Source organism: Streptomyces sp. NPDC094448 (assembly GCF_044763775.1).
Lineage (GTDB): Bacteria > Actinomycetota > Actinomycetes > Streptomycetales > Streptomycetaceae > Streptomyces.
This window is the reverse complement of the sequence record NZ_JBIWGU010000002.1, coordinates 285,028-304,465: the sequence shown is the minus strand read 5'-3', so window position 1 is coordinate 304,465 and position 19,438 is coordinate 285,028. Positions and strand designations below refer to the sequence as shown.

Below are 19,438 nucleotides of genomic sequence, written 5' to 3'. Positions count from 1 at the left end.
CAGAGGTACGAGATACGGGCCTGGGCCGTGGGCGTCACTTGCCGCCGTTGACGGCGGCCTTGTCGATCGCCCCGCTCTCGGCGCCCCACTTCTGCAGCACCTTCAGGTACGAACCATCCGCGATGATCGCGTCCACGGCCTCCTTCAGGGCGTCCCGCAGCGCGGTGTTGTCCTTGTTGACGGCGATACCGAAGGGGCCGGCGTCGATCTGCTCGCCGACGACCTCGAAGGCGTTGCCGCCGTCGGCCTTGCGGGACAGGTCCAGGGCGACCGGGTAGTCGTTGACCCCGGCGACCGCGCCAGCGGACTTCACCCGGGTCTGGGCCTCGGTGTCGTTCTCGAAGGGTTCGATCTTCACGGCGGGCTTGCCCGTGTCCTTGCAGGCCTTCGACTGGGTCTGGAGGGCCTTCTCGTACGTCGTGCCGCGCTGCACCGCCGCGGTCTTGCCGCACAGGTCGGCGATGGACTTGATGCCCTCCGGGTTGCCCTTCTTGGTGTAGACGGCGGTCCCGGCGAGGAAGTAGTCGACGAAGTCGACGCCCTTGCCGAGCTTCTTGCCGTTCTCGTCCAGGCCCTCCTGGCGCTGCTTGTTGTCGGTGATGGAGGACATGGCTATGTCGTGGCGGCCCGTGTTCAGCGCGGTGATCAGGCCGTCGAAGGAGCCGGAGGTGAACTCGAACTTCACCCCGAGCTTCTTGCCCAGCTCGGCGGCGATATCGGGGTCGACACCGACGATCTTGCCGTTCTCGACGGACTCCATCGGTGCGTACTCGGCGTTGGTGCCGACCTTGATGACACCGGACTTCTGGTACTTCTCGGGCAGCTTGTCGAAGAGGGGCGCGCTGTTGGACGTCTTGTCGCCGCTGCCCTTCTCCTTGGAGCCGCTGTCGGTCTGGTCGCCGCAGGCGGTCAGCAGCAGGGAACCGGCGACCGCGAGGGCGCCGACCGCGGCGAACCGGGAGGAGCGGGACTTCCGGAACTTCGGGGCGGTCGAGGTGCGCATCGTGCGTGCGGTCATGTCGGGGATCCTCCGGCGTGTCAGGGGGCAGCCATTTCTGGTCGCGTCCGATCGCGTTCCGGTCGCGTCCACGATCCCACCCGTCGCCCTTCTCCGGCCGTCTCCGCAGGTCGGGGACGTGCCATCGAGCGGGCCTTCGGGCGGCTTTCCGACCGCCGCGACCTTGTGCGTTTTCGGCATCTTGCCATTCGGGCGGGCTCCTTCAGGGGCCCGCGCATGTCAAAATCGGATAACGGGACGCTCCCGACCCCCGCAGGCCGGTACCGAACGACCGGACCATCAGCGGAAAACCTTCCTCCGGGCCGGAAGATCTGCGGCCGCCATCCGGCCATGGCCGGTATTCACTGCGTGAAACCGTCGTGTCATGATTTTTCCGAGTGAGGGACGACGTGTCGTAGTGATTCGGGTCGCCTGGCGCGATATGGACTCGTCGTCGACGGTCACGTTCCGGTAAGAAGGACTCTTACACCCCTCATCCGGGGCTCAGGGCGCGTGTGCGGCGCGCCCGCGCGTACGCAACGGCTCGGCCGGGCGGTCAGACCGCCGGGGCCGGGCGCGGACGCGGTGCCCGCTCAACCCTCCTCACCAGGAGCGGAAACCCTCAACCGATGAAGATTTAAGGGGTCAACCCAATGGCAGCGGAGATTGTCAATCCTCGCAGCGACAGCGCAACCACGGCCGCGGACGGTACGGGGACGGGGGCCGGCACCGGCTCCGGCACCCTCGTCGGCGGAGTGGCGGAGGCCGGTGCGGCGGCCGCCGAGGAGCCTTTCGATCCGGCGTTCGCCCTGCATCGCGGCGGAAAGCTGGCGGTCGCGGCCACGGTGCCGCTGCGGGACAAGGACGATCTGTCCCTCGCGTACACGCCCGGAGTCGCCAAGGTCTGCACCGCCATCGCCGAGCAGCCCGAGCTGGTCCACGACTACACCTGGAAGTCGGGCGTCGTCGCCGTCGTCACCGACGGCACCGCGGTGCTGGGACTCGGTGACATCGGCCCCGAGGCCTCGCTGCCGGTGATGGAGGGCAAGGCGATCCTCTTCAAGCAGTTCGGCGGCGTCGACTCGGTGCCGATCGCGCTCGCCACCAAGGACACCGACGAGATCATCGACACCATCGTCCGGATGGCCCCGTCGTTCGGCGGGATCAACCTGGAAGACATCTCCGCGCCGCGCTGCTTCGAGATCGAGCGCAGGCTCCAGGAGCGGATCGACATCCCCGTCTTCCACGACGACCAGCACGGCACCGCCATCGTCACCCTGGCGGCCCTGCGCAATGCGGCGAAGCTGACCGGGCGCGAGCTGGGCGAGCTGCGCGCCGTCATCTCCGGTGCGGGCGCCGCGGGTGTCGCCATCGCGAAGTTCCTGCTGGAGGCCGGGCTCGGGGACGTCGCCGTCGCCGACCGCAAGGGCATCGTCAGCCGCGACCGGGACGATCTGACGCCGGTCAAGCAGGAGCTGGCCGAGCTGACCAACAGGGCCGGGCTGACCGGGTCGCTGGAGAGCGCACTGGCCGGCGCGGACGTCTTCATCGGAGTCTCCGGCGGTACGGTCCCGGAGGCCGCCGTCGCCTCCATGGCCCCGGGCGCGTTCGTGTTCGCCATGGCCAACCCCAACCCGGAGATCCACCCCGATATCGCGCACAAGTACGCGGCGGTCGTGGCGACGGGCCGCAGCGACTTCCCGAACCAGATCAACAACGTGCTGGCATTCCCCGGCATCTTCGCCGGGGCGCTCCAGGTGCGGGCGTCCCGGATCACCGAGGGCATGAAGATCGCGGCGGCGAATGCGCTGGCGGACGTCGTGGGCGACGCGCTCGCGGCCGACTGCGTGATCCCCTCGCCGTTCGACGAGCGGGTGGCACCGGCGGTGACGGCCGCGGTGGCCGCGGCGGCACGGGCGGAGGGCGTGGCCCGCGCGTAGCCCCTCCGCGGGGCCTGGCGTTCCACGGCCCCGGGCGCGGGCCTCCCTGTCAGGGGGCCCGCGCCCGGGGCCGTTCTGCGTCTGCTGGTGCTGGTGCGGGTCCGGCTGCCGGCCGGTGGGGGCTGGTCGCACAGTCCTCCCCCTGTGCCTGGCGGTGTGGGAGGTGCCTCCACCCCTGTGCCTGGCGGTGTGGGAGGTGCACCCGGCGAACCCGGGGGAGTACCCCCAGCGCCCCTGACCGGCCTTGCCGGTCCTCGTTGGCGCGGGGAGGGCGGTGTCACACTCCGGGGTGGTTTCTCCGCGGGGGCGGGGAGCCTAGGGTCGGGCGCATGTTCGCCGCCTATGCCGCACGTATCGACCGCGACCATCCGCTCGACGGCCTCGTCCTCGGGGAGCGGCCCGCACCCGCCGCCCGGGACGGGTGGACCACCGTCACCGTCAGAGCCGCCTCCCTCAACCATCACGACCTGTGGTCCCTGCGGGGCGTCGGGCTCTCCCCGGGGAAGCTGCCGATGATCCTCGGCTGCGACGCGGCCGGGATCGACCCCGACGGCAACGAGGTCGTCCTGCACTCCGTGATCGGCCAGAGCGGCCACGGGGTCGGCCCCGCCGAGCCCCGGTCCCTGCTGACCGAGCATTACCAGGGCACCTTCGCCGAGCAGGTCGCCGTCCCCACCTGGAACGTACTGCGCAAGCCGAAGGAGCTGAGCTTCGCCGAGGCCGCCTGTCTGCCGACGGCCTGGCTCACCGCCTACCGGATGCTCTTCACCAACGCGGGGGTACGGCCGGGTGACACCGTCCTCGTCCAGGGCGCCGGTGGCGGGGTCGCCACCGCCGCGATCGTCCTCGGGAAGGCCGCCGGGCTGCGGATGTACGCCACCAGCCGGGACGCCGCGAAACGCGCACGGGCCGTCGAGCTGGGCGCCGAGGAGGCGTACGAACCGGGCGCGAGGCTGCCCCGGCGGGTCGACGCCGTGATCGAGACGGTGGGCGCCGCGACCTGGTCCCACTCCGTGAAATGCCTGCGGCCCGGCGGGACCCTGGTGATCTCCGGGGCGACCAGCGGCGACCGGCCGTCCCATGCGGAGCTGACCCGGATCTTCTTCCTGGAGCTGAAGGTCGTGGGCTCCACGATGGGCTCCAAGGACGAACTGGAGGATCTGCTCTCCTTCTGCGCCGCCACCGGCGTCCGGCCCGTGATCGACGAGGTACTGCCCCTCGACCGGGCCCGCGAGGGCTTCGAGCGGATGGCGGCCGGCGACCTCTTCGGGAAGATCGTGCTCACCCCCTGAGCGGCGGAGACCCGTACCGGATTGTCAACGAAGGCTGACGCGACCCGGTCGGCGCCGGATCGGCGGCCCACGCGGGCGGCTCGGGCTCCGGGCGGTCCGGCTTCCGGGGGACGGGGTCCGGCTCCGGGGTCCGGGCGGTCGCGGGCTCGGGCTCGGGCCGTCCGGCGGGGTCAGGGCGCTCCGGCCCCCGGCCCCCGGGTCCCGGCGGGTGCGGACGGTGAAGCGGGCGGGGCGGAAGGCGCGGGAGGTGCAGGAGGTGCGGGCCGGGAGGGGTGGGCCGGACCGCCGGGCCGGGTCGGCAACGACCGAGCTGAACCGCGCAACGCAATGTATCGGGTCTCCCGGTGAAGGCGATATATCGCGAGTCCAGGGGGCCGGGGCTGCGCATTCCCTGCCCCCGGCCGTCCCTCCGCTCGCCCAACTGCCGGTCAAAACCGGTCATAGATGGTCAGGGTGGCCTAGCGTGAGAGATATGAACGCGACTGCCGTGGGCGCCCTCCTCCTGGTACGGGCCGAGCCCTCCGCCGTACGCTCTCCCGCCCAGCTGCTGCGCGAGCCGCAACTGCTCCTCCCGGCGGGCGAGGAGTGGAGCGCCTTGGTCCCGGAGGGCGCGGCCTGGCAGGACGGTGAGCCCGTCGACCGGGTCGTCGCGGGCTGGGCCGTCGCCCTCGCCGTCGCGGTGGGCGTCGGCAGATCCGTACTCGCGCTGTGGTGGGACGCCGACCGGGTCGGATTCACCCTGGCCTCGGGTTTCCGGCGCCCGGTCGGCTATGTCTGGCTGACCGACGGGACACCGGCCGGCGAGGACGAGGCGATGTTGACGTTCGCCGCCCGCCTCGGGCTGGACCCGGTGATCGACGTTCAGGCGCTTGCCCCGCTGACCAGGGAGAACCGCGAGATCAGCGGTGCGGACCGGCTGCGCGGACTGGTCGCGGTGCTCTCCCGCGCCGGGCTGGAACTGCCCCCGGGACTCACCCCCGGACGGGCCCCGGCCGAGCTGTACGCGGTCGCCGAGGCGAGGGATGCGCAGACCGTGGAGTGGGCGGGCTGGCGGGACGCGGTCAGGACCGAGCTGCACGCGGTGGAGGAGAGCTTCGACCACTGGCTGCGCGAGCCGCGGGAGCGGCAGGGGCTGAAGGCGCTGGGGGCGGCGCAGCTCGCAGTGGGGGTGCCGCTGACCGTCTGGGGCCTGCGCCGCCGGTCCGCAGGCGGTTCCGGCGGCCGGGCGGGTGGTGGCTGGGCCGTGGCGGGGGCGGTACTGGCCGCGCAAGGTGCGCTGCTCCTGGCCTACGAGCGCAGACGGGTACGCGAGGGCTGAACCGGGGCGCGCCCGTGCCCCCGGCGGGGCGGGGCTGCCCGGGGCGGTGTGCCCCCGGCAGCCGCCGGATCAGCCGGATCAGCCGGATCAGCTGTCTCAGTCGTCGTCGTCCTCGTCGTCGAGCCGCGCCAGCCAGGTCGCGAGCCGCTCCACCGGCACCTCGAAGTCGGGGTTGAGATCGACGAAGGTACGCAGCTGCTCGGCGAGCCACTCGAAGGTGACCTCTTCCTCGCCGCGCCGCTTCGCCAGCTCCTCGATGCCGCGATCGGTGAAGTACAAGACATGCTCCCGGGACGGATGGGGGACTACCCCATCAGGTTAAGGCCGCGCCCGCGCAACCGTACGGGGTGCTCCGGTCTTCGCCGTACCCACACCGTCCGGATATGCGTCGCGGGCCGGCTGCGCCCCTTCGCCGGGCCGGTCGGGCGGTCCGGGCCCGGTGGCCCGGCCCCGTCCTCGGCCCTGCCCCTCCGCGCTCCGCTCCCCGTCACCCGTCCGGCCCGGTGTCGTTGCTGATCGTGTCGTCGTCCGCGCACGCGGCGGACACGCGCCGGCTTCTCGGGGAAGGGACCGTACAGGATGCGGATCATGGTGTGTACGGAGCGGGACGTGGTGACGTGCACGGCGCTCAACCGGCTTCTGCCGGGGCTTGCCGGGCACACGGTCATGGTGGCGTTCCTGGACCCGGGGCCGGTGGACCTCTCGTCCGGGTCGCCGCTGCGGGCGAGTGACCGGGTCGAGCGGGAGGTGTTCCCCCAGCGGGTGCTGGATCCGCTGGACCGGCTCCCCGCCCCACCGGGTGCCCTCCTGTCCTTCGGCCACCTGCTGCGCCGGTACGGCGTCCCGTTCCATGCCCTCGACCGGGCCGACGCAGGCGACCTGCACCGGACGGCTGCCGCCTTCGCGCCCGACGTGATCCTCTCCCTGCGCTTCGGCCGGCTCTTCCGGGAGCCCACTCTGTCGCTGCCGCCGCTGGGGATCCTCAACACCCACTCCGGCGCCCTGCCCGCCTATCCCGGACTGTCCGCCCACGCCCACGCCCTGCTCGACGGCGCGACCGGCCTCACCTGCACCCTGCACCGGGTCGACGCCGGAATCGACACCGGCCCGGTCGTCGCCGAGCGCCGGCTGCCCTTCGACCGGACCCGGTCCATCCTGTGGCACCTGCCCGCCCTCTACACCCTGGGTGCCGAAATGTTCCTGGAAGCCCTCCCCGGCCTGGCCGCGGGCCGTTTGCCGGCCGCACGGCCCCAGGAGCGGGCAGCGCGCCGGTACCGCAGCGAGCTGAGCGCCGAACAGGCCCTGGAGCTTGAGCGGCTGGGGTTCCGGTTCGTGGCCGGCCGCGATGTGGACGAACTGGCCGCCCGGTTCACGGGTACGGCGACCGGAGGGACGTCCGCGGCCTGCGGCATCCGGACGTTCGACCGGGCCGTCCCCGGGCCCGTGCCGCGGACCTCGGCCGGTGCGGGCGCGTTGGAAGGGCACCGGCCGTGATCACCTCATGGCCGCTCTGCCGACGAGGAGCGTCCGTGTCCCATCCGTCCATGCCGTACCGGCCCGCCCTTCTGGTGGGTACGGCTGTGCTCACCGCCCTGACGCCCGCCCCGGCATCCGCAGCCGGGGCCCGGCTGCCACGGGCCGGGCGCCCGCTCCGAAGGAGCGGAAAGCGGGACGGGCCCGGGTGGGCCGACCCCGTTCAGGGGGTGGTCCACCCGGGCCCGTCGGGCCCTCGGCGGGAGGCGGCTACGCGTCGAAGACGTCCGCGACCAGCTTCGCCTGCTCCGCCTGGTGGCGCTTCGCCGAGCCCACCGCGGGCGACGAGCTGTGCGGCCGCGAGATGCGGCGCAGGCGCTCGCCGTGCGGCACGTCCGCGCCGACCGCCAGGTCCAGGTGGTCGATCAGGTTCAGCGCGATGAACGGCCACGCACCCTGGTTCGCCGGCTCCTCCTGCGCCCACAGGTACTTCTCGGCGTTCGGGAACTTGGCGATCTCGGCCTGGAGCTCCGCGCCCGGCAGCGGGTAGAGCCGCTCAAGGCGGAGGATCGCGGTGTCCGTGATGCCGCGCTTCTTCCGCTCCGCGTCGAGGTCGTAGTAGACCTTGCCGGAGGTGAAGACCACCTTGCGGACCGCGTTCGGGTCGACGGAGTCGTCGCCGATGACCGGGCGGAAGCCGCCGTTGAGGAACTCCTCCGTCTTCGACTGCGCGGCCTTGAGCCGGAGCATCGACTTCGGGGTGAAGACGATCAGCGGCTTGTGGTGCGGGTTGTGCACCTGCCAGCGCAGCAGATGGAAGTAGTTCGACGGCAGCGTCGGCATGGCGACCGTCATATTGTCCTGCGCGCACATCTGGAGGAAGCGTTCGGGGCGGGCGGACGAGTGGTCCGGGCCCTGGCCCTCGTAACCGTGCGGCAGCAGCAGGGTGACGCCGGAGGTCTGGCCCCACTTCTGTTCGGCGGAGGAGATGAACTCGTCGACGACGGTCTGCGCGCCGTTGACGAAGTCGCCGAACTGCGCCTCCCACATGACCAGCGCGTCGGGGCGGGCCAGCGAGTAGCCGTACTCGAAGCCCATCGCCGCGTACTCGCTGAGCAGGGAGTCGTAGACGTTGTACCGGGCCTGCTCGTCGGTCAGGTAGAGCAGCGGCGTGTAGTCCTCGCCGGTCTCCTGGTCCACCAGGACCGCGTGGCGCTGGCCGAAGGTGCCGCGCCGGGTGTCCTGGCCGGAGAGCCGGACCGGGGTGCCCTCCATCAGCAGGGAGCCGATGGCGAGGGTCTCGCCCATGCCCCAGTCGATGGTGCCGTCCTCGACGGAGGCGGCCCGGCGCTGGAGCTGCGGCAGCAGCCGCGGGTGGACGGCGACGTTGTCCGGGATGTTCACCTGGGACTCGGCGATCCGCTTGACGACCTCCTGGGAGACCGCGGTGGTCACCGCGACCGGGAAGTCCGCCTGCGGGTCCGGGACCAGGGTCGGCGCCGGCTGGCTGGTGGCCTCGCGGACCTCCGCGAAGACCTTCTCCAGCTGGCCCTGGAAGTCCTGGAGCGCCTGCTCGGCCTCTTCGAGGGTGATGTCCCCGCGCCCGATCAGCGATTCGGTGTAGAGCTTGCGCACCGAACGCTTCTTGTCGATCAGGTTGTACATCTGCGGGTTGGTGAACTGCGGGTTGTCGCCCTCGTTGTGGCCGCGGCGGCGGTAGCAGATGAGGTCGATCACGACGTCCTTGTTGAACGTCTGGCGGAACTCGAAGGCCAGCCGGGCGACCCGGACGCAGGCCTCGGGGTCGTCGCCGTTGACGTGGAAGATCGGCGCTTCGATCATCCGGGCGACGTCCGTGGCGTACATCGAGGAGCGCGAGGACTCCGGGGCGGCGGTGAAGCCGACCTGGTTGTTGATGACCAGGTGGACGGTGCCGCCGGTGCGGTAGCCGCGGAGCTGCGACATGTTCAGCGTCTCGGCGACGACGCCCTGGCCCGCGAAGGCCGCGTCGCCGTGGAGGGCGACGGGCAGCACGGTGAAGTCGGTGCCGCCCTTGTTGATCACGTCCTGCTTGGCGCGGGCGACGCCTTCGAGGACCGGGTCGACGGCCTCCAGATGGGAGGGGTTGGCGACCAGGGAGACCTTGATCTGCTCGCCGTCGAGACCGGTGAAGGTGCCCTCGGCGCCCAGGTGGTACTTGACGTCGCCGGAGCCGTGCATCGACTTCGGGTCGAGGTTGCCCTCGAACTCGCGGAAGATCTGGGCGTACGACTTGCCCACGATGTTGGCGAGGACATTGAGCCGGCCGCGGTGGGCCATGCCGATGACGACCTCGTCGAGGCGGGCCTCGGCGGCGGAGTCGATGACCGCGTCGAGCAGCGGGATGACGGACTCGCCGCCCTCCAGCGAGAACCGCTTCTGGCCGACGTACTTCGTCTGGAGGAAGGTCTCGAAGGCCTCGGCGGCGTTCAGCCGGCGCAGGATCCGCAGCTGCTCCTCGCGCTCCGGCTTGGAGTGCGGGCGCTCGACCCGGTCCTGGATCCACTTGCGCTGCTTGGGGTCCTGGATGTGCATGAACTCGATGCCGGTGGTGCGGCAGTACGAGTCGCGGAGCACGCCGAGGACATCGCGGAGCTTCATCAGGGACTTGCCCGCGAAACCGCCGACGGCGAATTCGCGCTCCAGGTCCCAGAGGGTCAGCCCGTGCTCGGTGATATCGAGGTCGGGGTGCTTGCGCTGGCGGTACTCCAGCGGGTCGGTGTCGGCCATGACATGGCCGCGGACCCGGTAGGAGTGGATCAGCTCGAAGACCCGGGCGGCCTTGGTGACGTCGTCGTCGTGGGACGCGTCGATGTCCTTGAGCCAGCGGACCGGCTCGTAGGGGATCCGCAGGGCCTCGAAGATCTGGTCGTAGAAGCCCTCCTCGCCGAGGAGGAAGTTGGCCACGACGCGCAGGAACTCGCCGGACGCCGCACCCTGGATGACCCGGTGGTCGTAGGTCGAGGTCAGGGTCATGACCTTGGAGATGCCCAGCTTGTTCAGGGTGTCCTGGGAAGTGCCCTGGAACTCGGCGGGGTAGTCCATGGAGCCGACGCCCATGATCACCGACTGGCCGGGCATCAGCCGGGGCACGGAGTGGACCGTGCCGAGGCCGCCGGGGTTGGTCAGCGAGACGGTGACGCCGGTGAAGTCGTCCATCGTCAGCTTGTTGCTGCGGGCGCGCCGGACGATGTCCTCGTACGCCTGCCAGAACTCGAAGAAGTTGAGGGTCTCGGCCTTCTTGATGGCCGCGACGACGAGCTGGCGGTCGCCGTTCGGCTTCACCAGGTCGATGGCGAGGCCGAAGTTGACGTGCTCCGGCTTGACCAGGGTGGGCTTGCCGTCCTTCTCCGTGAACGACCAGTTCATCGACGGCATGGCCCGCAGGGCCTGCACCATGGCGAAGCCGATGAGGTGGGTGAAGGAGACCTTCCCGCCCCGGGCGCGCTTCAGATGGTTGTTGATGACGATGCGGTTGTCGAAGAGCAGCTTCACCGGGACGGCGCGCACGGACGTGGCCGTGGGCACCTCCAGGGAGGCGTTCATGTTCTTCGCGACGGCGGCGGAGGGGCCGCGCAGGGTGATCAGCTCGGGCCCGGCCGGAGCGGCGGCCTCGGCCGCGGCCGGCTTCACCGCCGGAGCTGCCGGAGCGGCGGGCGCCTTCGCCGCCGGAGCCACGGGCGCTGCGGGAGCCTTCGCCGCGGGTGCGGCCGGGGCCGCCGGAGCGGGCTGTGCGGCCGGTGCCGGAGCGGACACCGGGGCCGGCTGCTGCGGAGCCGGAGCGGGGACGGTCGCCGGAGCCGGGGCGGGGGATGCCACGGCGGCCCGGGCGGCGGCAGCGCCCTCGGCCGGAGCCTCGGCGGTGTTCTTCCCGCCGGGCTTGTAGTCGGCAAAGAAGTCCCACCAGGCGCGGTCTACCGAATCGCGATCCTGGAGGTACTGCTGGTAGATCTCGTCGACGAGCCACTCATTGGCACCGAAGGCGGCGGCAGGGCCCTGGCCCGGCGTGCCTCGGTCGGCCGTGGGGGCCCCACCCGGCCGAAGGCTGGGGGAATTGGCGTTACTGGGGGACTGAGACGACACGGCGGCAACCGCCCTCTTCCGCTTCACAAGGTGATGGACAGCGGAAATAAAGGCTACGCCCCCTGGGGCCCCAGATGCAGGCCGGACCGGTCATCGTCATGTAAGTCACATCGAAAGCCGGGTTTCATTGCAAGGAATGGCGGGAAACAAGCACAGTTTGCCCGAACCTGGGGCGGGACGTACCGACCTGCGGCGCTGCCCGCCGGAGCGGCGGAACGTGCCTTCTCGCCGGTCCGGCCGGGTGTCGACCGGCTTCCCGCGGGGGGCAGCGGCCCCGGTCGTCCGGAGTGTCCCGTGCCGGATACACGCACCACGGCCGCCGACGGTTCGAACCCTACGTCAACTGACGCTCGGCCGGGATTCCCGGAAGGGTGACCCGGATCCGGCAGCCCCGGGTGGATTCGGCCACTCCGATCCGCCCGCCGTGCAGATCGACCGCCCAGCGGGCGATGGCCAGGCCGAGCCCCGTACCGCCGTCGCTGCCCTTGCCGTGCGGGAAGGCCACCTGTCCCCGGTTGAACCGTTCGAAGACCCGGTGCCGCTCCTGCTCCGGGATGCCCGGACCCTCGTCGAGGATCTCCAGGTCCAGGGACTCCGGCTGCGGGCCCCGGCGGGCCAGGACGGTGACCCGGCCGTGCGGCGGGGAATGCTTGACCGCGTTGTCGACCAGATTGGCCACCACCTGGTGCAGCCGCTCGGTGTCCGCGTAGGCGGTCAGGCCCGGCGGTGACACGTCGAGGTGCAGATGGACGTCGGTCCGGGTGTGCCGCCCGGAACCGGAGGCCAGCTTCCGGTGCGAGTCCGCCAGATTCGCCTCCTTCAGCACCCCGGACAGATAGGGCCACACCTCGAAGCGGTGCGCCCGCAGCGGTACGACACCGTTGTCCAGCCGGGAGAGGTCGAGCAGCGTCTCCACCAGCCGGCCCAGCCGCTCGGTCTGGGTCAGCGCGGTCCGCATCGTCTCCGGATCGGCCGCGGACACCCCGTCCACGACGTTCTCCAGCACCGCCCGCAGCGCGGCGATCGGGGTGCGCAGCTCGTGCGACACATTGGCCACCAGCTCCTTGCGGTGCCGGTCCACGGCCTCCAGATCGTCCGCCATGCGGTTGATGGTGGCGGCCAGGTCGCCCAGCTCGTCACGGCGGTCGGCGCCCAGCACGCGATGGGTGTAGTCCCCGTGGGAGATGCCCTTGGCGACCCGGTTCATCTCGTCCAGCGGCGCGGTCAGGCCATGGGCGAAGAACTGGGTGATCAGCAGGGTGGCGATGATGGAGAAGACCGTGATGAAGCGCAGCTCGGTGGAGGTCTTCAGGGCGACCAGGAGCAGTCCGGTGGTGATGAAGACCGAGACGACGACGAGGATGCCGAGCTTGGTCTTGATGGAGACGGGCACCGTGGTGCGCCGCCGGTCGGGACGCGGCCCCGGCCGCCCGTTGCAGGCCGGGGGCCACGGGTCGCTCCGGCGCTCCGCCCCGGGCCCGGGCCCGGACGGATGGCCGGCCGCCGTTCCCGGACCGGCCCCGGAAACGGCGCCGCGGCCGTCCTTCGTGCCACGGACCCGCCTCATGTCGCGGGCGTCTCCAGCGCGTAGCCGACCCCGTGGACCGTACGGATCCGCTCCGCCCCGATCTTCCGGCGGAGCGCCTTGATATGGCTGTCCACGGTCCGGGTCCCGGAGGCGTCGGCCCAGTCCCAGACCTCGGCGAGGAGCTGCTCGCGGGAGAGCACCGCGCGCGGGGTGTTCGCCAGACAGACCAGCAGATCGAACTCGGTCGGCGTCAGATGAACGTCGTCGGCGCGGACCCGGACCCGCCGCTGGGCGTGGTCGATCTCCAGCTCGCCGAGGCGGAGGATCCCGCTGCGCGGGGTCACCGCGGCCAGCGCGGCACGCTCCACCCGGCGCAGCAGGACGTGCACCCGGGCCGCCAGTTCGCGCATGGAGAACGGCTTCGTCATGTAGTCGTCGGCGCCGACGCCCAGTCCGACCAGCATATCGGTCTCGTCGTCACGCGCCGTGAGCATCAGGACCGGAACCGGCCGCTGGGCCTGGACCCGGCGGCAGACCTCCAGTCCGTCGAAGCCGGGCAGCATCACGTCCAGCACCATCAGGTCGGGCTGCCAGGCGTCGGCGGCGTCCACGGCGGCCGGCCCGTCGGCGGCGGTCTGCACCAGGAAGCCCTCGGCCCGGAGCCGGGCTGCGATGGCGTCCACGATCGTCGAGTCGTCCTCGACGACCAGCACCCGCCGCTGCGCGCCCGGTGTGGCCGCGACGCCGGTCTGGGTGGTGGTCTGTGTCTGTTCCATCGCCCGCCCCTGTAAGCGCTCTCGGGAGATTCACGCTTGGTTGTCGATCCGGTGTGTGGTTCAGCAGACTAAAGGCACTTCGCGCATCCCGGCTACGCAGGGCTAACGGCGAGGTGGACCACGTCCGGTACGCCTCGGGCAACCAGGATCTCTTCGGTTCTTACCCCGCTGAACCCGGCATTCCGCAATGCTTGTTCGAACTCCGGGGACGGTTGTGCGGACCAGATGGCGAGGGCTCCGCCCGGCCTCAGGGCGGCCCGGCACAGGGCGAGTCCGGCGGGGGCGTAGAGACCGGCGTTGTCGTCGGTGACGGTCCAGCCGGGGCCGTTGTCGATATCCAGACATAGGGCGTCGTAGCGGTGTGCCGCGGCCCGGAGATGGGTCAGGAGATCCATACGGAGGATCACGTTCCGGGGGTCGGCGACGGCCGCGGCCGAGATGTCCGCGAGCGGCCCCGTCCGATGCCAGTCGACGATCGCCTGCTCCCGTTCGACGACGGTGATCCCGCCCCAGCGGGGGTCCGCGGCGGCGTGGGCGAGGGAGAAGCCGACGCCCAGACCGCCGATCAGCAGCGCGGGGCCGCCGGGGCGCTTTTCGGTCGTTCTCGCCGGTCCGGGGCCGGCCGTCGCGGTAAGGGTCTCGAACGCCGCGTCGATCAGCCGCCGTTCGGACCGTCCGTCCGAGGTGTCCATCAGGAAGCAGCCGTTGGCGATGATCTCGTGGTGATCGCCCCGGCGCCTCAGGACGACTTCTCCGTAGGGGCCCTCGCGGCGGTCCAGTGTGACGGGTGCGGACATGGTGCCTCCGGTGACCTGAGGGGCGGCGGACGGGGTCATGCTCGCGCCGTACGCCGCGGTGTACGAACGAATTCGGCCAGAGTGGGCACTTCGGTACGGAGCGGGAACGATCACCCCGCCGACCGGTCCGTGGAGTCGGTCCGCCGGGTCGTCCCGCGGATCCGATCGGCCCGGCCGGTCTGCCGGGTCGGTCCGCCCGGTCGGTCTGCGGTCCGACTCGCCCGGCCGGTCCGCCAGGGCCGTCCCGCAGCGTCGGTCCGTCCGGCCGGTCCGCCGCGGCGGCCGTCCCCGTTCAGCCGCCGCCCCGCCGCGGGCCCCGCCGGAGCCAGGCCGCCGCCCCCGCCGCGTACAGCGCCACCGCCGCGGCCCACGCCCCCGCCTCCGGCCCCGGCCGTACCGCCCAGCCGACGGGGCCGGACCCGGGATCCCGGAACAGCAGATAGGCCAGCGCCCCGTAGCAGACGGTCGGCAGCCAGCCGACCCCCGCCCCGGCGGTCACCGCCGCCAGCAGGGTGATTCCGGTACAGCCCAGCAGATTGCGGATCGCCGCGGGGGAGCCGTACACCTCCGGACTGCCGGTCACGGCCAGCGCGAACGAACCGGCGGCGAGCCCGGTGAGACCGAGGAGGTGCAGCAGTCTCGGCCGCCACCAGGCGCGCGACGCCGCCCGGTCCAGCTCGTCGCTCGGTGTGTGCAGACCGGTCCCGATGGCCACGGCCGCCACCAGCGGTGCCACCAGGACCAGCGGCAGCCGGTTCGCCGGGTCCGCGAACCCGTCGGCCCGGACGATCCGGGGCGCCATCCAGGCGGTGGCCAGCGCCGTCACCACCAGGACGGCGACGGTGCCGGGCAGCCCGCGGGAGCGGCCGTACAGAACGACGGGACCGAGCGGGGTACGGCCGGAAGGGGGCGAGGGGGTCACGGCGCGGGCACCGCCTCGGGCGCCTCGCACCGGTCCGCGGCCAGCAGGCGGGTCAGATAGGCACGGGACTCGGCGGGCGTCATGGCCTTCAGCCGGTCCAGATGGCGCTGCGTTCCCGGTGCCGGGGCGTACCAGTTGTGGGTGTACGGCGCCAGCCAGTCCGATACGGCCTGGGTGATGTCGAGGGCCCGCTCCCAGCCCGGCCGCTCGGTCCTGCACAGGCCGAACAGCTCGGTGACCGACCCGTACGCATACCTCTCCGGCTCGATGAGCCGGCCGCGGAAGGCCTCCCAGCCGAGGGGCGGCAGCTGCGCCTCGCCGGGCATCAGCGCGGCCCTGGGCAGCTCCACCCAGCGGTCGGGCGCGCCGGGTACGCCCCGCAGCTTGCCGTGCACCCCGCTCAGCGCCGCCGTGAGGTCCGGCAGCAGCCGGCGGTTCTGCGCCTCCACACAGATCTCCGGGTCCTTCCCCGCGCAGACCTGCCCGGTCAGGGCCGGGCTTTCGCGCCACAGGCCGTTCCCGGTGTCCATCAGGACGGCGGCGCCGAGGACGGCGGCGGCCAGCGGCACCAGGGCGAGGGCCCGGCGCCGGGCCGCGTACAGCAGCAGGACGGTCCCGCCGACCCCGCCCGTCCACAGCAGGGCAGCCGGGGCGGACCACCGGACCGGGACCCGGCCGTAGAGGTCGAGCTGGTCGGCCGGGTTCAGCAGGGCCAGGACCGCGGCGCCCCCGCCGCCGTGGTACTGGAAACCGACCAGTGCCAGCCAGGCCGCGATGCCCAGCAGCGGCGGGGCGAGCCGCCACGGCACCAGCCTCCCGGCGACGAAACCCAGAACGCCGAAGGACGCCAGCGCGACGGCGTCGATGACGACGACGGAACCGTAGGGGCCCCCGGCGCTCGCGTACGGCCGGATCGCCAGAACCATCGCCAGCGCCCCGAGCAGATGCGCCGCGAGGGGCCACAGCACGACGGGCGCGACGGCGACCAGGGTCTGGCGCAGGGTGCCGCGGGCGGCGCCCGCCCGCAGCTCCAGGGTGCCCCGCCGCCGCTCCCGGCCGCCCTGCCAGACCCCGGCGGCCAGCACGATCGGCCCGCCGAACTGGACCGATCCGGTGCGCAGCAGTTCGGCGCCCGCCGACCAGCGGCTCTGCCAGTCGGTGGTCGGATCGGCCTTCTCGTACAGCGTGAGCGCGACGGCCAGCGCGACGGCCGCGCCCGCCCAGGGCCCGATACCGCGCAGCAGCTCGGCGCGGAGCGGGTGGCTGCGCGGGGCGCGTGGCCCGGCGGGCGGGGGTGCCGCGGCGCGGGGCGGCGCGGGGGACTTCAGGGTGGACACGGAGGGGCTCCAGCGGGTGCGGGTGAGCGGGTGCGGGACGGTGGCGTTCAGTGGTGTACGGGCACGGCGGCGCGAGCCCCTGCCGGGGCGCGGGCCCGAGGGGACGCGGGGAGGGGAGTGGCGGTGTGCGGCTCCGGTGGTGTGCCGTGGCCGCCGTCAGAGCGTTCCGGCGGAGGCGGACGTGGAGGCGGTGGCGCGGTGGGCGCGCAGGGCCGCCGTATAGCCGCGTTCGATGGCGCTCCCCTCCCCGTCCGCGCCTTCGCCGGTGTCGGTGCCGAGTGCCGACAGCTCCTGGGTCGTACCCCGCCAGGCGACCCGGCCGGATTCGACGACGGCGACCCGGGGGCAGGCGGCGGCCACGTCCTCCACCAGATGGGTGGAGACGATCACCGTCGACGTCCGGCCGATCTCCCGCAGCAGCGCCCGGAAGTCGACCCGCTGCTCCGGGTCGAGACCGGCGGTCGGCTCGTCCAGCAGCAGCAGTTCGGGTTCGTTCACGATCGCCTGCGCCACGCCGACCCGGCGCACCATGCCGCCCGACAGGGTCCGCATCTTCGCGTCGGCCCGGTCGGCGAGACCGACGCGCTCCACCGCGTACCGGACCGCTTCCGGGACCCGGGCCGCGGGCATCTCCTTCAGCCAGGCCACGTACGCGACGAACTCGCGGACCGTGAAGCCCGGGTAGTAGCCGAACTCCTGCGGGAGATAGCCGAGCCTGCGCCGGACCTCGGAACGGCCGCGGTGCGCGGACACGTCGTGGCCCAGCAGGGTGATCCGCCCCGCCGAGGGCGCGGCGACCGTCGCCAGGACCCGGATCAGGGAGGTCTTCCCGGCGCCGTTGGGCCCGAGCAGCCCGTGGACCCCGGTGCCGAAGTCGAGGTCGACCGAGTCCAGGGCTACCGTGCGCCGGTGGCGGACCGTCAGCCCCGCGACGTCGACGGCGGGGACGTGGGGGTGCGGGCCGGTGCTCATGCTTTCTCCAGTTGGTCGAAGGTGGTACGGCGCAGGACCAGCAGCCCGGTGCAGAGCGCGGCGGCGGCGGCCCAGCCCGTCTGGGCCGCGGTGCCGGAGAGCAGCGGCGCCAGCCGGGCGCCGAACCCTCCGGGGGAGCTGCCCGCGGCCGGGTACAGGGCGACGGCGAGCCAACCGCCCGCCAGCGCGGCTGCGGCGGTCCGCAGACCGGTCCAGGTGCCGAGCGCGAGGGCCCCGGCGGTGAGCGCCAGCGCGGGCAGCAGCCAGGTCGCGGCACCGGGTGCGCCCCCGTCGGCGGGCAGCAGGGCGCCCGCCGCCGTCAGCAGCGTCACGCTCAGCGCGAGGACGGCCGCCGAACGGGTCAGCAGCAGCCGCAGCCCGCCGGAGGGGGTGGCGGCGGCGATCTCGTGCAGGGGGTCGGCGTGCCGCCCGTACGAGAGGGCGACCCCGGCGGGCGGCAGAGCGGGCGCGAGGGCGAGCAGCAGCGGGCGGGCGGCCTCGGATCCGGTGCCGTACGAGACGGCGAACGCGCCCGCGACGACCGCGGCCAGCGCCCCGAGCCAACCGCGGCTGAGCGCGGGCCCGACGGTCCGGAGCAGCCCGGTCCTGATCGCGCCGGGGCGTGGCAGGCGCGCCGGACGGCCGTGCGCGGGGCCCGCTGGTGATCCGTGCGGGCTGCGTCCCGCCGCCGGGTGGGAGCGGTGGTCGCGGTTCCGGAGCCGGCCGAGGCTCACGGCGGGCCGGGCGTCTGCGGTGCCGGTTGTCTGGACGGCGCCGGATGTGCGGACGGTGCCGGATGTCTGGACAGTGCCGGTTGTGCCGACGGCGCCGAGGACGGACGCGCGGACGTCCGCGACGACGGTGCCGGCGGCCGTCTCCCGGACGGCGGCGGAGACAACACCGGCGCAAGCGCCGCAGCTTTCGAGGTGCTTCTCCAGGGACCAGGCGTCGGGTTCCCGGACGGTGCCGCGGGCGTAGGCGGCGGCGAGGGCCTGCCCGATGTGCCGGCCGCCGCGGGCGCCGGATCCCGGCGCCGCGCCGGGACCGGATGCCCGGTCGGGGCGGGGCCCGGTGCCCCGGGCCGTCTCCGGGCCGGGGCAGGTGCCGGGGGCCGTGGCTGCTGCCGGGGCGCGGTCCGGGGTCCGGGCCGCTTCCGGGCGCGGGTGGCCGCGGGTGGGTTCGGCGGGGGTGGTGGCCGCCGTCCGGGGGTGGTGGTCCGTGGGGCCGCGGCGGTCCGGGGGCCGGGCCGCGTCCGGTCCGGGGCCGGTGTCCGCGGGCGGTGTGCCCTCCAGGGGCGCCGGGTCCGGAGCCTCGCCCCCCTGCGGCTGCGGGGTTCTGTCGTTCATGCCATGCCTCCCAGGGGGTGGATATCGGGGGCGATGCTCTCCAGCGCGGCGCGCAGCTCCGCACGGGCCCGGCGCGCCCGGGTCTTGACCGTGCCCTCCGGAATGCCCAGCAGCCGGGCCGCCTCACGGGTCGTCAGCCCGTCGACGACGGTGGCCCTCAGCACCGCGCTCAGCTCGGGCGGGATCCGGTCCAGCGCGGCGCCCACATCCCCGTACTCCAGACCGGACAGCACCCGGTCCTCGGCGGACGGCACGGCCGGGGGCGGTGGTACGGCGACGGCCGCCGGGCGCTCCTCACGGGCCCGGGCCCGGCCCGCGTCCACCAGACGACGGGCGGCGATCACCCACAGCCAGCCGCCCGCCTCGCCACCGCGGTGCGAGGCGGCGGAGCGCCAGACGGCGACGAAGGTGTCCTGGAGGACTTCCCGTACGGTCTCCGGATCCCGGCAGCGGCGGGTCAGCCGGGCGTGCAGCCAGCCGGCGTGCCGGTCGTAGAGCGCGGCGAGCGCGTCGGCGTCGCCACGGGCGACCGCGCGCAGCAGTGCCGCGTCGTCCGCATCCGGTCCGACGCTCTCCTCCTCGCGGCCCCTGGGGCGTTTCAGTCTCACGTACGGTCTA

General features: G+C 73.0%; 15 protein-coding genes. 4 read left to right on the top strand and 11 right to left on the bottom strand.

Going from position 1 to position 19,438, the window contains the following annotated elements:
- Positions 1 to 34 precede the first annotated feature (34 nt).
- Positions 35 to 1,018: an ABC transporter substrate-binding protein gene (locus ACIQ9E_RS04775; protein ID WP_403701980.1), complete on the bottom strand. Its 984-nt coding sequence runs from the start codon at positions 1,016 to 1,018 to the stop codon at positions 35 to 37.
- Between the two features lie 632 nt (positions 1,019 to 1,650).
- On the opposite strand from ACIQ9E_RS04775, the gene ACIQ9E_RS04770 reads away from it, so the two are divergent.
- From ACIQ9E_RS04770 to ACIQ9E_RS04760, 3 genes are all read left to right on the top strand, one after another.
- Positions 1,651 to 2,937, top strand: coding sequence for an NADP-dependent malic enzyme (locus ACIQ9E_RS04770; protein WP_403701978.1), 1,287 nt, complete (start codon positions 1,651 to 1,653; stop codon positions 2,935 to 2,937).
- A gap of 329 nt (positions 2,938 to 3,266) precedes the next feature.
- A complete protein-coding gene (locus tag ACIQ9E_RS04765) occupies positions 3,267 to 4,229 on the top strand; it encodes a zinc-binding dehydrogenase (RefSeq protein WP_403701976.1) in 963 nt (320 codons plus the stop codon).
- Positions 4,230 to 4,701: 472 nt separating this feature from the next.
- Positions 4,702 to 5,547: a hypothetical protein gene (locus ACIQ9E_RS04760; protein ID WP_403701974.1), complete on the top strand. Its 846-nt coding sequence runs from the start codon at positions 4,702 to 4,704 to the stop codon at positions 5,545 to 5,547.
- 96 nt (positions 5,548 to 5,643) lie between these two features.
- On the opposite strand, the gene ACIQ9E_RS04755 is transcribed toward ACIQ9E_RS04760, so the two are convergent.
- The gene (locus ACIQ9E_RS04755; protein WP_403701971.1) at positions 5,644 to 5,826 is read right to left on the bottom strand and encodes a DUF6104 family protein; all 183 of its coding nucleotides are present in this window, start codon (positions 5,824 to 5,826) and stop codon (positions 5,644 to 5,646) included.
- Positions 5,827 to 6,126: 300 nt separating this feature from the next.
- On the opposite strand from ACIQ9E_RS04755, the gene ACIQ9E_RS04750 reads away from it, so the two are divergent.
- Positions 6,127 to 7,041 carry a formyltransferase family protein gene (locus tag ACIQ9E_RS04750; RefSeq protein ID WP_403701968.1) on the top strand — a complete coding sequence of 305 codons (915 nt, stop codon included), beginning with the start codon at positions 6,127 to 6,129 and terminating at the stop codon, positions 7,039 to 7,041.
- A gap of 249 nt (positions 7,042 to 7,290) precedes the next feature.
- Here the strand turns inward: ACIQ9E_RS04750 and ACIQ9E_RS04745 are convergent, their stop codons facing one another.
- From ACIQ9E_RS04745 to ACIQ9E_RS04705, 9 genes are all read right to left on the bottom strand, one after another.
- Positions 7,291 to 11,142 carry a multifunctional oxoglutarate decarboxylase/oxoglutarate dehydrogenase thiamine pyrophosphate-binding subunit/dihydrolipoyllysine-residue succinyltransferase subunit gene (locus ACIQ9E_RS04745; protein ID WP_403701965.1) on the bottom strand — a complete coding sequence of 1,284 codons (3,852 nt, stop codon included), beginning with the start codon at positions 11,140 to 11,142 and terminating at the stop codon, positions 7,291 to 7,293.
- 334 nt (positions 11,143 to 11,476) lie between these two features.
- Positions 11,477 to 12,535, bottom strand: a complete 1,059-nt coding sequence (locus tag ACIQ9E_RS04740; RefSeq protein WP_403701962.1) for an ATP-binding protein — start codon at positions 12,533 to 12,535, stop codon at positions 11,477 to 11,479.
- A 170-nt stretch (positions 12,536 to 12,705) separates the two neighbouring features.
- Complete coding sequence (locus ACIQ9E_RS04735) at positions 12,706 to 13,446, bottom strand: response regulator transcription factor (protein WP_403701959.1); 741 nt, start codon at positions 13,444 to 13,446, stop codon at positions 12,706 to 12,708.
- Positions 13,447 to 13,538: 92 nt separating this feature from the next.
- Positions 13,539 to 14,243 (bottom strand): spermidine synthase, encoded by a 705-nt coding sequence (locus tag ACIQ9E_RS04730; protein WP_403702899.1) that lies wholly within the window; start codon positions 14,241 to 14,243, stop codon positions 13,539 to 13,541.
- 292 nt (positions 14,244 to 14,535) lie between these two features.
- A complete protein-coding gene (locus ACIQ9E_RS04725) occupies positions 14,536 to 15,165 on the bottom strand; it encodes a hypothetical protein (RefSeq protein WP_403701956.1) in 630 nt (209 codons plus the stop codon).
- On the bottom strand, positions 15,162 to 16,502 hold the full coding sequence (locus ACIQ9E_RS04720) for a hypothetical protein (RefSeq protein ID WP_403701954.1): 1,341 nt from the start codon (positions 16,500 to 16,502) through the stop codon (positions 15,162 to 15,164). The genes ACIQ9E_RS04725 and ACIQ9E_RS04720 overlap by 4 nt, the downstream gene beginning before the upstream one ends.
- A gap of 156 nt (positions 16,503 to 16,658) precedes the next feature.
- On the bottom strand, positions 16,659 to 17,474 hold the full coding sequence (locus ACIQ9E_RS04715; protein WP_403701951.1) for an ABC transporter ATP-binding protein: 816 nt from the start codon (positions 17,472 to 17,474) through the stop codon (positions 16,659 to 16,661).
- Positions 17,471 to 18,820: a zf-HC2 domain-containing protein gene (locus ACIQ9E_RS04710; RefSeq protein ID WP_403701949.1), complete on the bottom strand. Its 1,350-nt coding sequence runs from the start codon at positions 18,818 to 18,820 to the stop codon at positions 17,471 to 17,473. Before ACIQ9E_RS04710 ends, ACIQ9E_RS04715 begins: the two co-directional genes overlap by 4 nt.
- Positions 18,817 to 19,428, bottom strand: a complete 612-nt coding sequence (locus ACIQ9E_RS04705) for an RNA polymerase sigma factor (protein ID WP_403701946.1) — start codon at positions 19,426 to 19,428, stop codon at positions 18,817 to 18,819. The genes ACIQ9E_RS04710 and ACIQ9E_RS04705 overlap by 4 nt, the downstream gene beginning before the upstream one ends.
- Between the last annotated feature and the right edge of the window lie 10 nt (positions 19,429 to 19,438).

Excerpts from the sequence above, each read along its gene's own strand:
- ACIQ9E_RS04775 (WP_403701980.1), bottom strand. The coding sequence starts at position 1,018 with ATGACCGCACGCACGATGCGCACCTCGACCGCCCCGAAGTTCCGGAAG.
- ACIQ9E_RS04770 (WP_403701978.1), top strand. The coding sequence starts at position 1,651 with ATGGCAGCGGAGATTGTCAATCCTCGCAGCGACAGCGCAACCACGGCC.
- ACIQ9E_RS04765 (WP_403701976.1), top strand. The coding sequence starts at position 3,267 with ATGTTCGCCGCCTATGCCGCACGTATCGACCGCGACCATCCGCTCGAC.
- ACIQ9E_RS04760 (WP_403701974.1), top strand. The coding sequence starts at position 4,702 with ATGAACGCGACTGCCGTGGGCGCCCTCCTCCTGGTACGGGCCGAGCCC.
- ACIQ9E_RS04750 (WP_403701968.1), top strand. The coding sequence starts at position 6,127 with ATGCGGATCATGGTGTGTACGGAGCGGGACGTGGTGACGTGCACGGCG.
- ACIQ9E_RS04735 (WP_403701959.1), bottom strand. The coding sequence starts at position 13,446 with ATGGAACAGACACAGACCACCACCCAGACCGGCGTCGCGGCCACACCG.
- ACIQ9E_RS04730 (WP_403702899.1), bottom strand. The coding sequence starts at position 14,243 with ATGTCCGCACCCGTCACACTGGACCGCCGCGAGGGCCCCTACGGAGAA.
- ACIQ9E_RS04715 (WP_403701951.1), bottom strand. The coding sequence starts at position 17,474 with ATGAGCACCGGCCCGCACCCCCACGTCCCCGCCGTCGACGTCGCGGGG.
- ACIQ9E_RS04710 (WP_403701949.1), bottom strand. The coding sequence starts at position 18,820 with ATGAACGACAGAACCCCGCAGCCGCAGGGGGGCGAGGCTCCGGACCCG.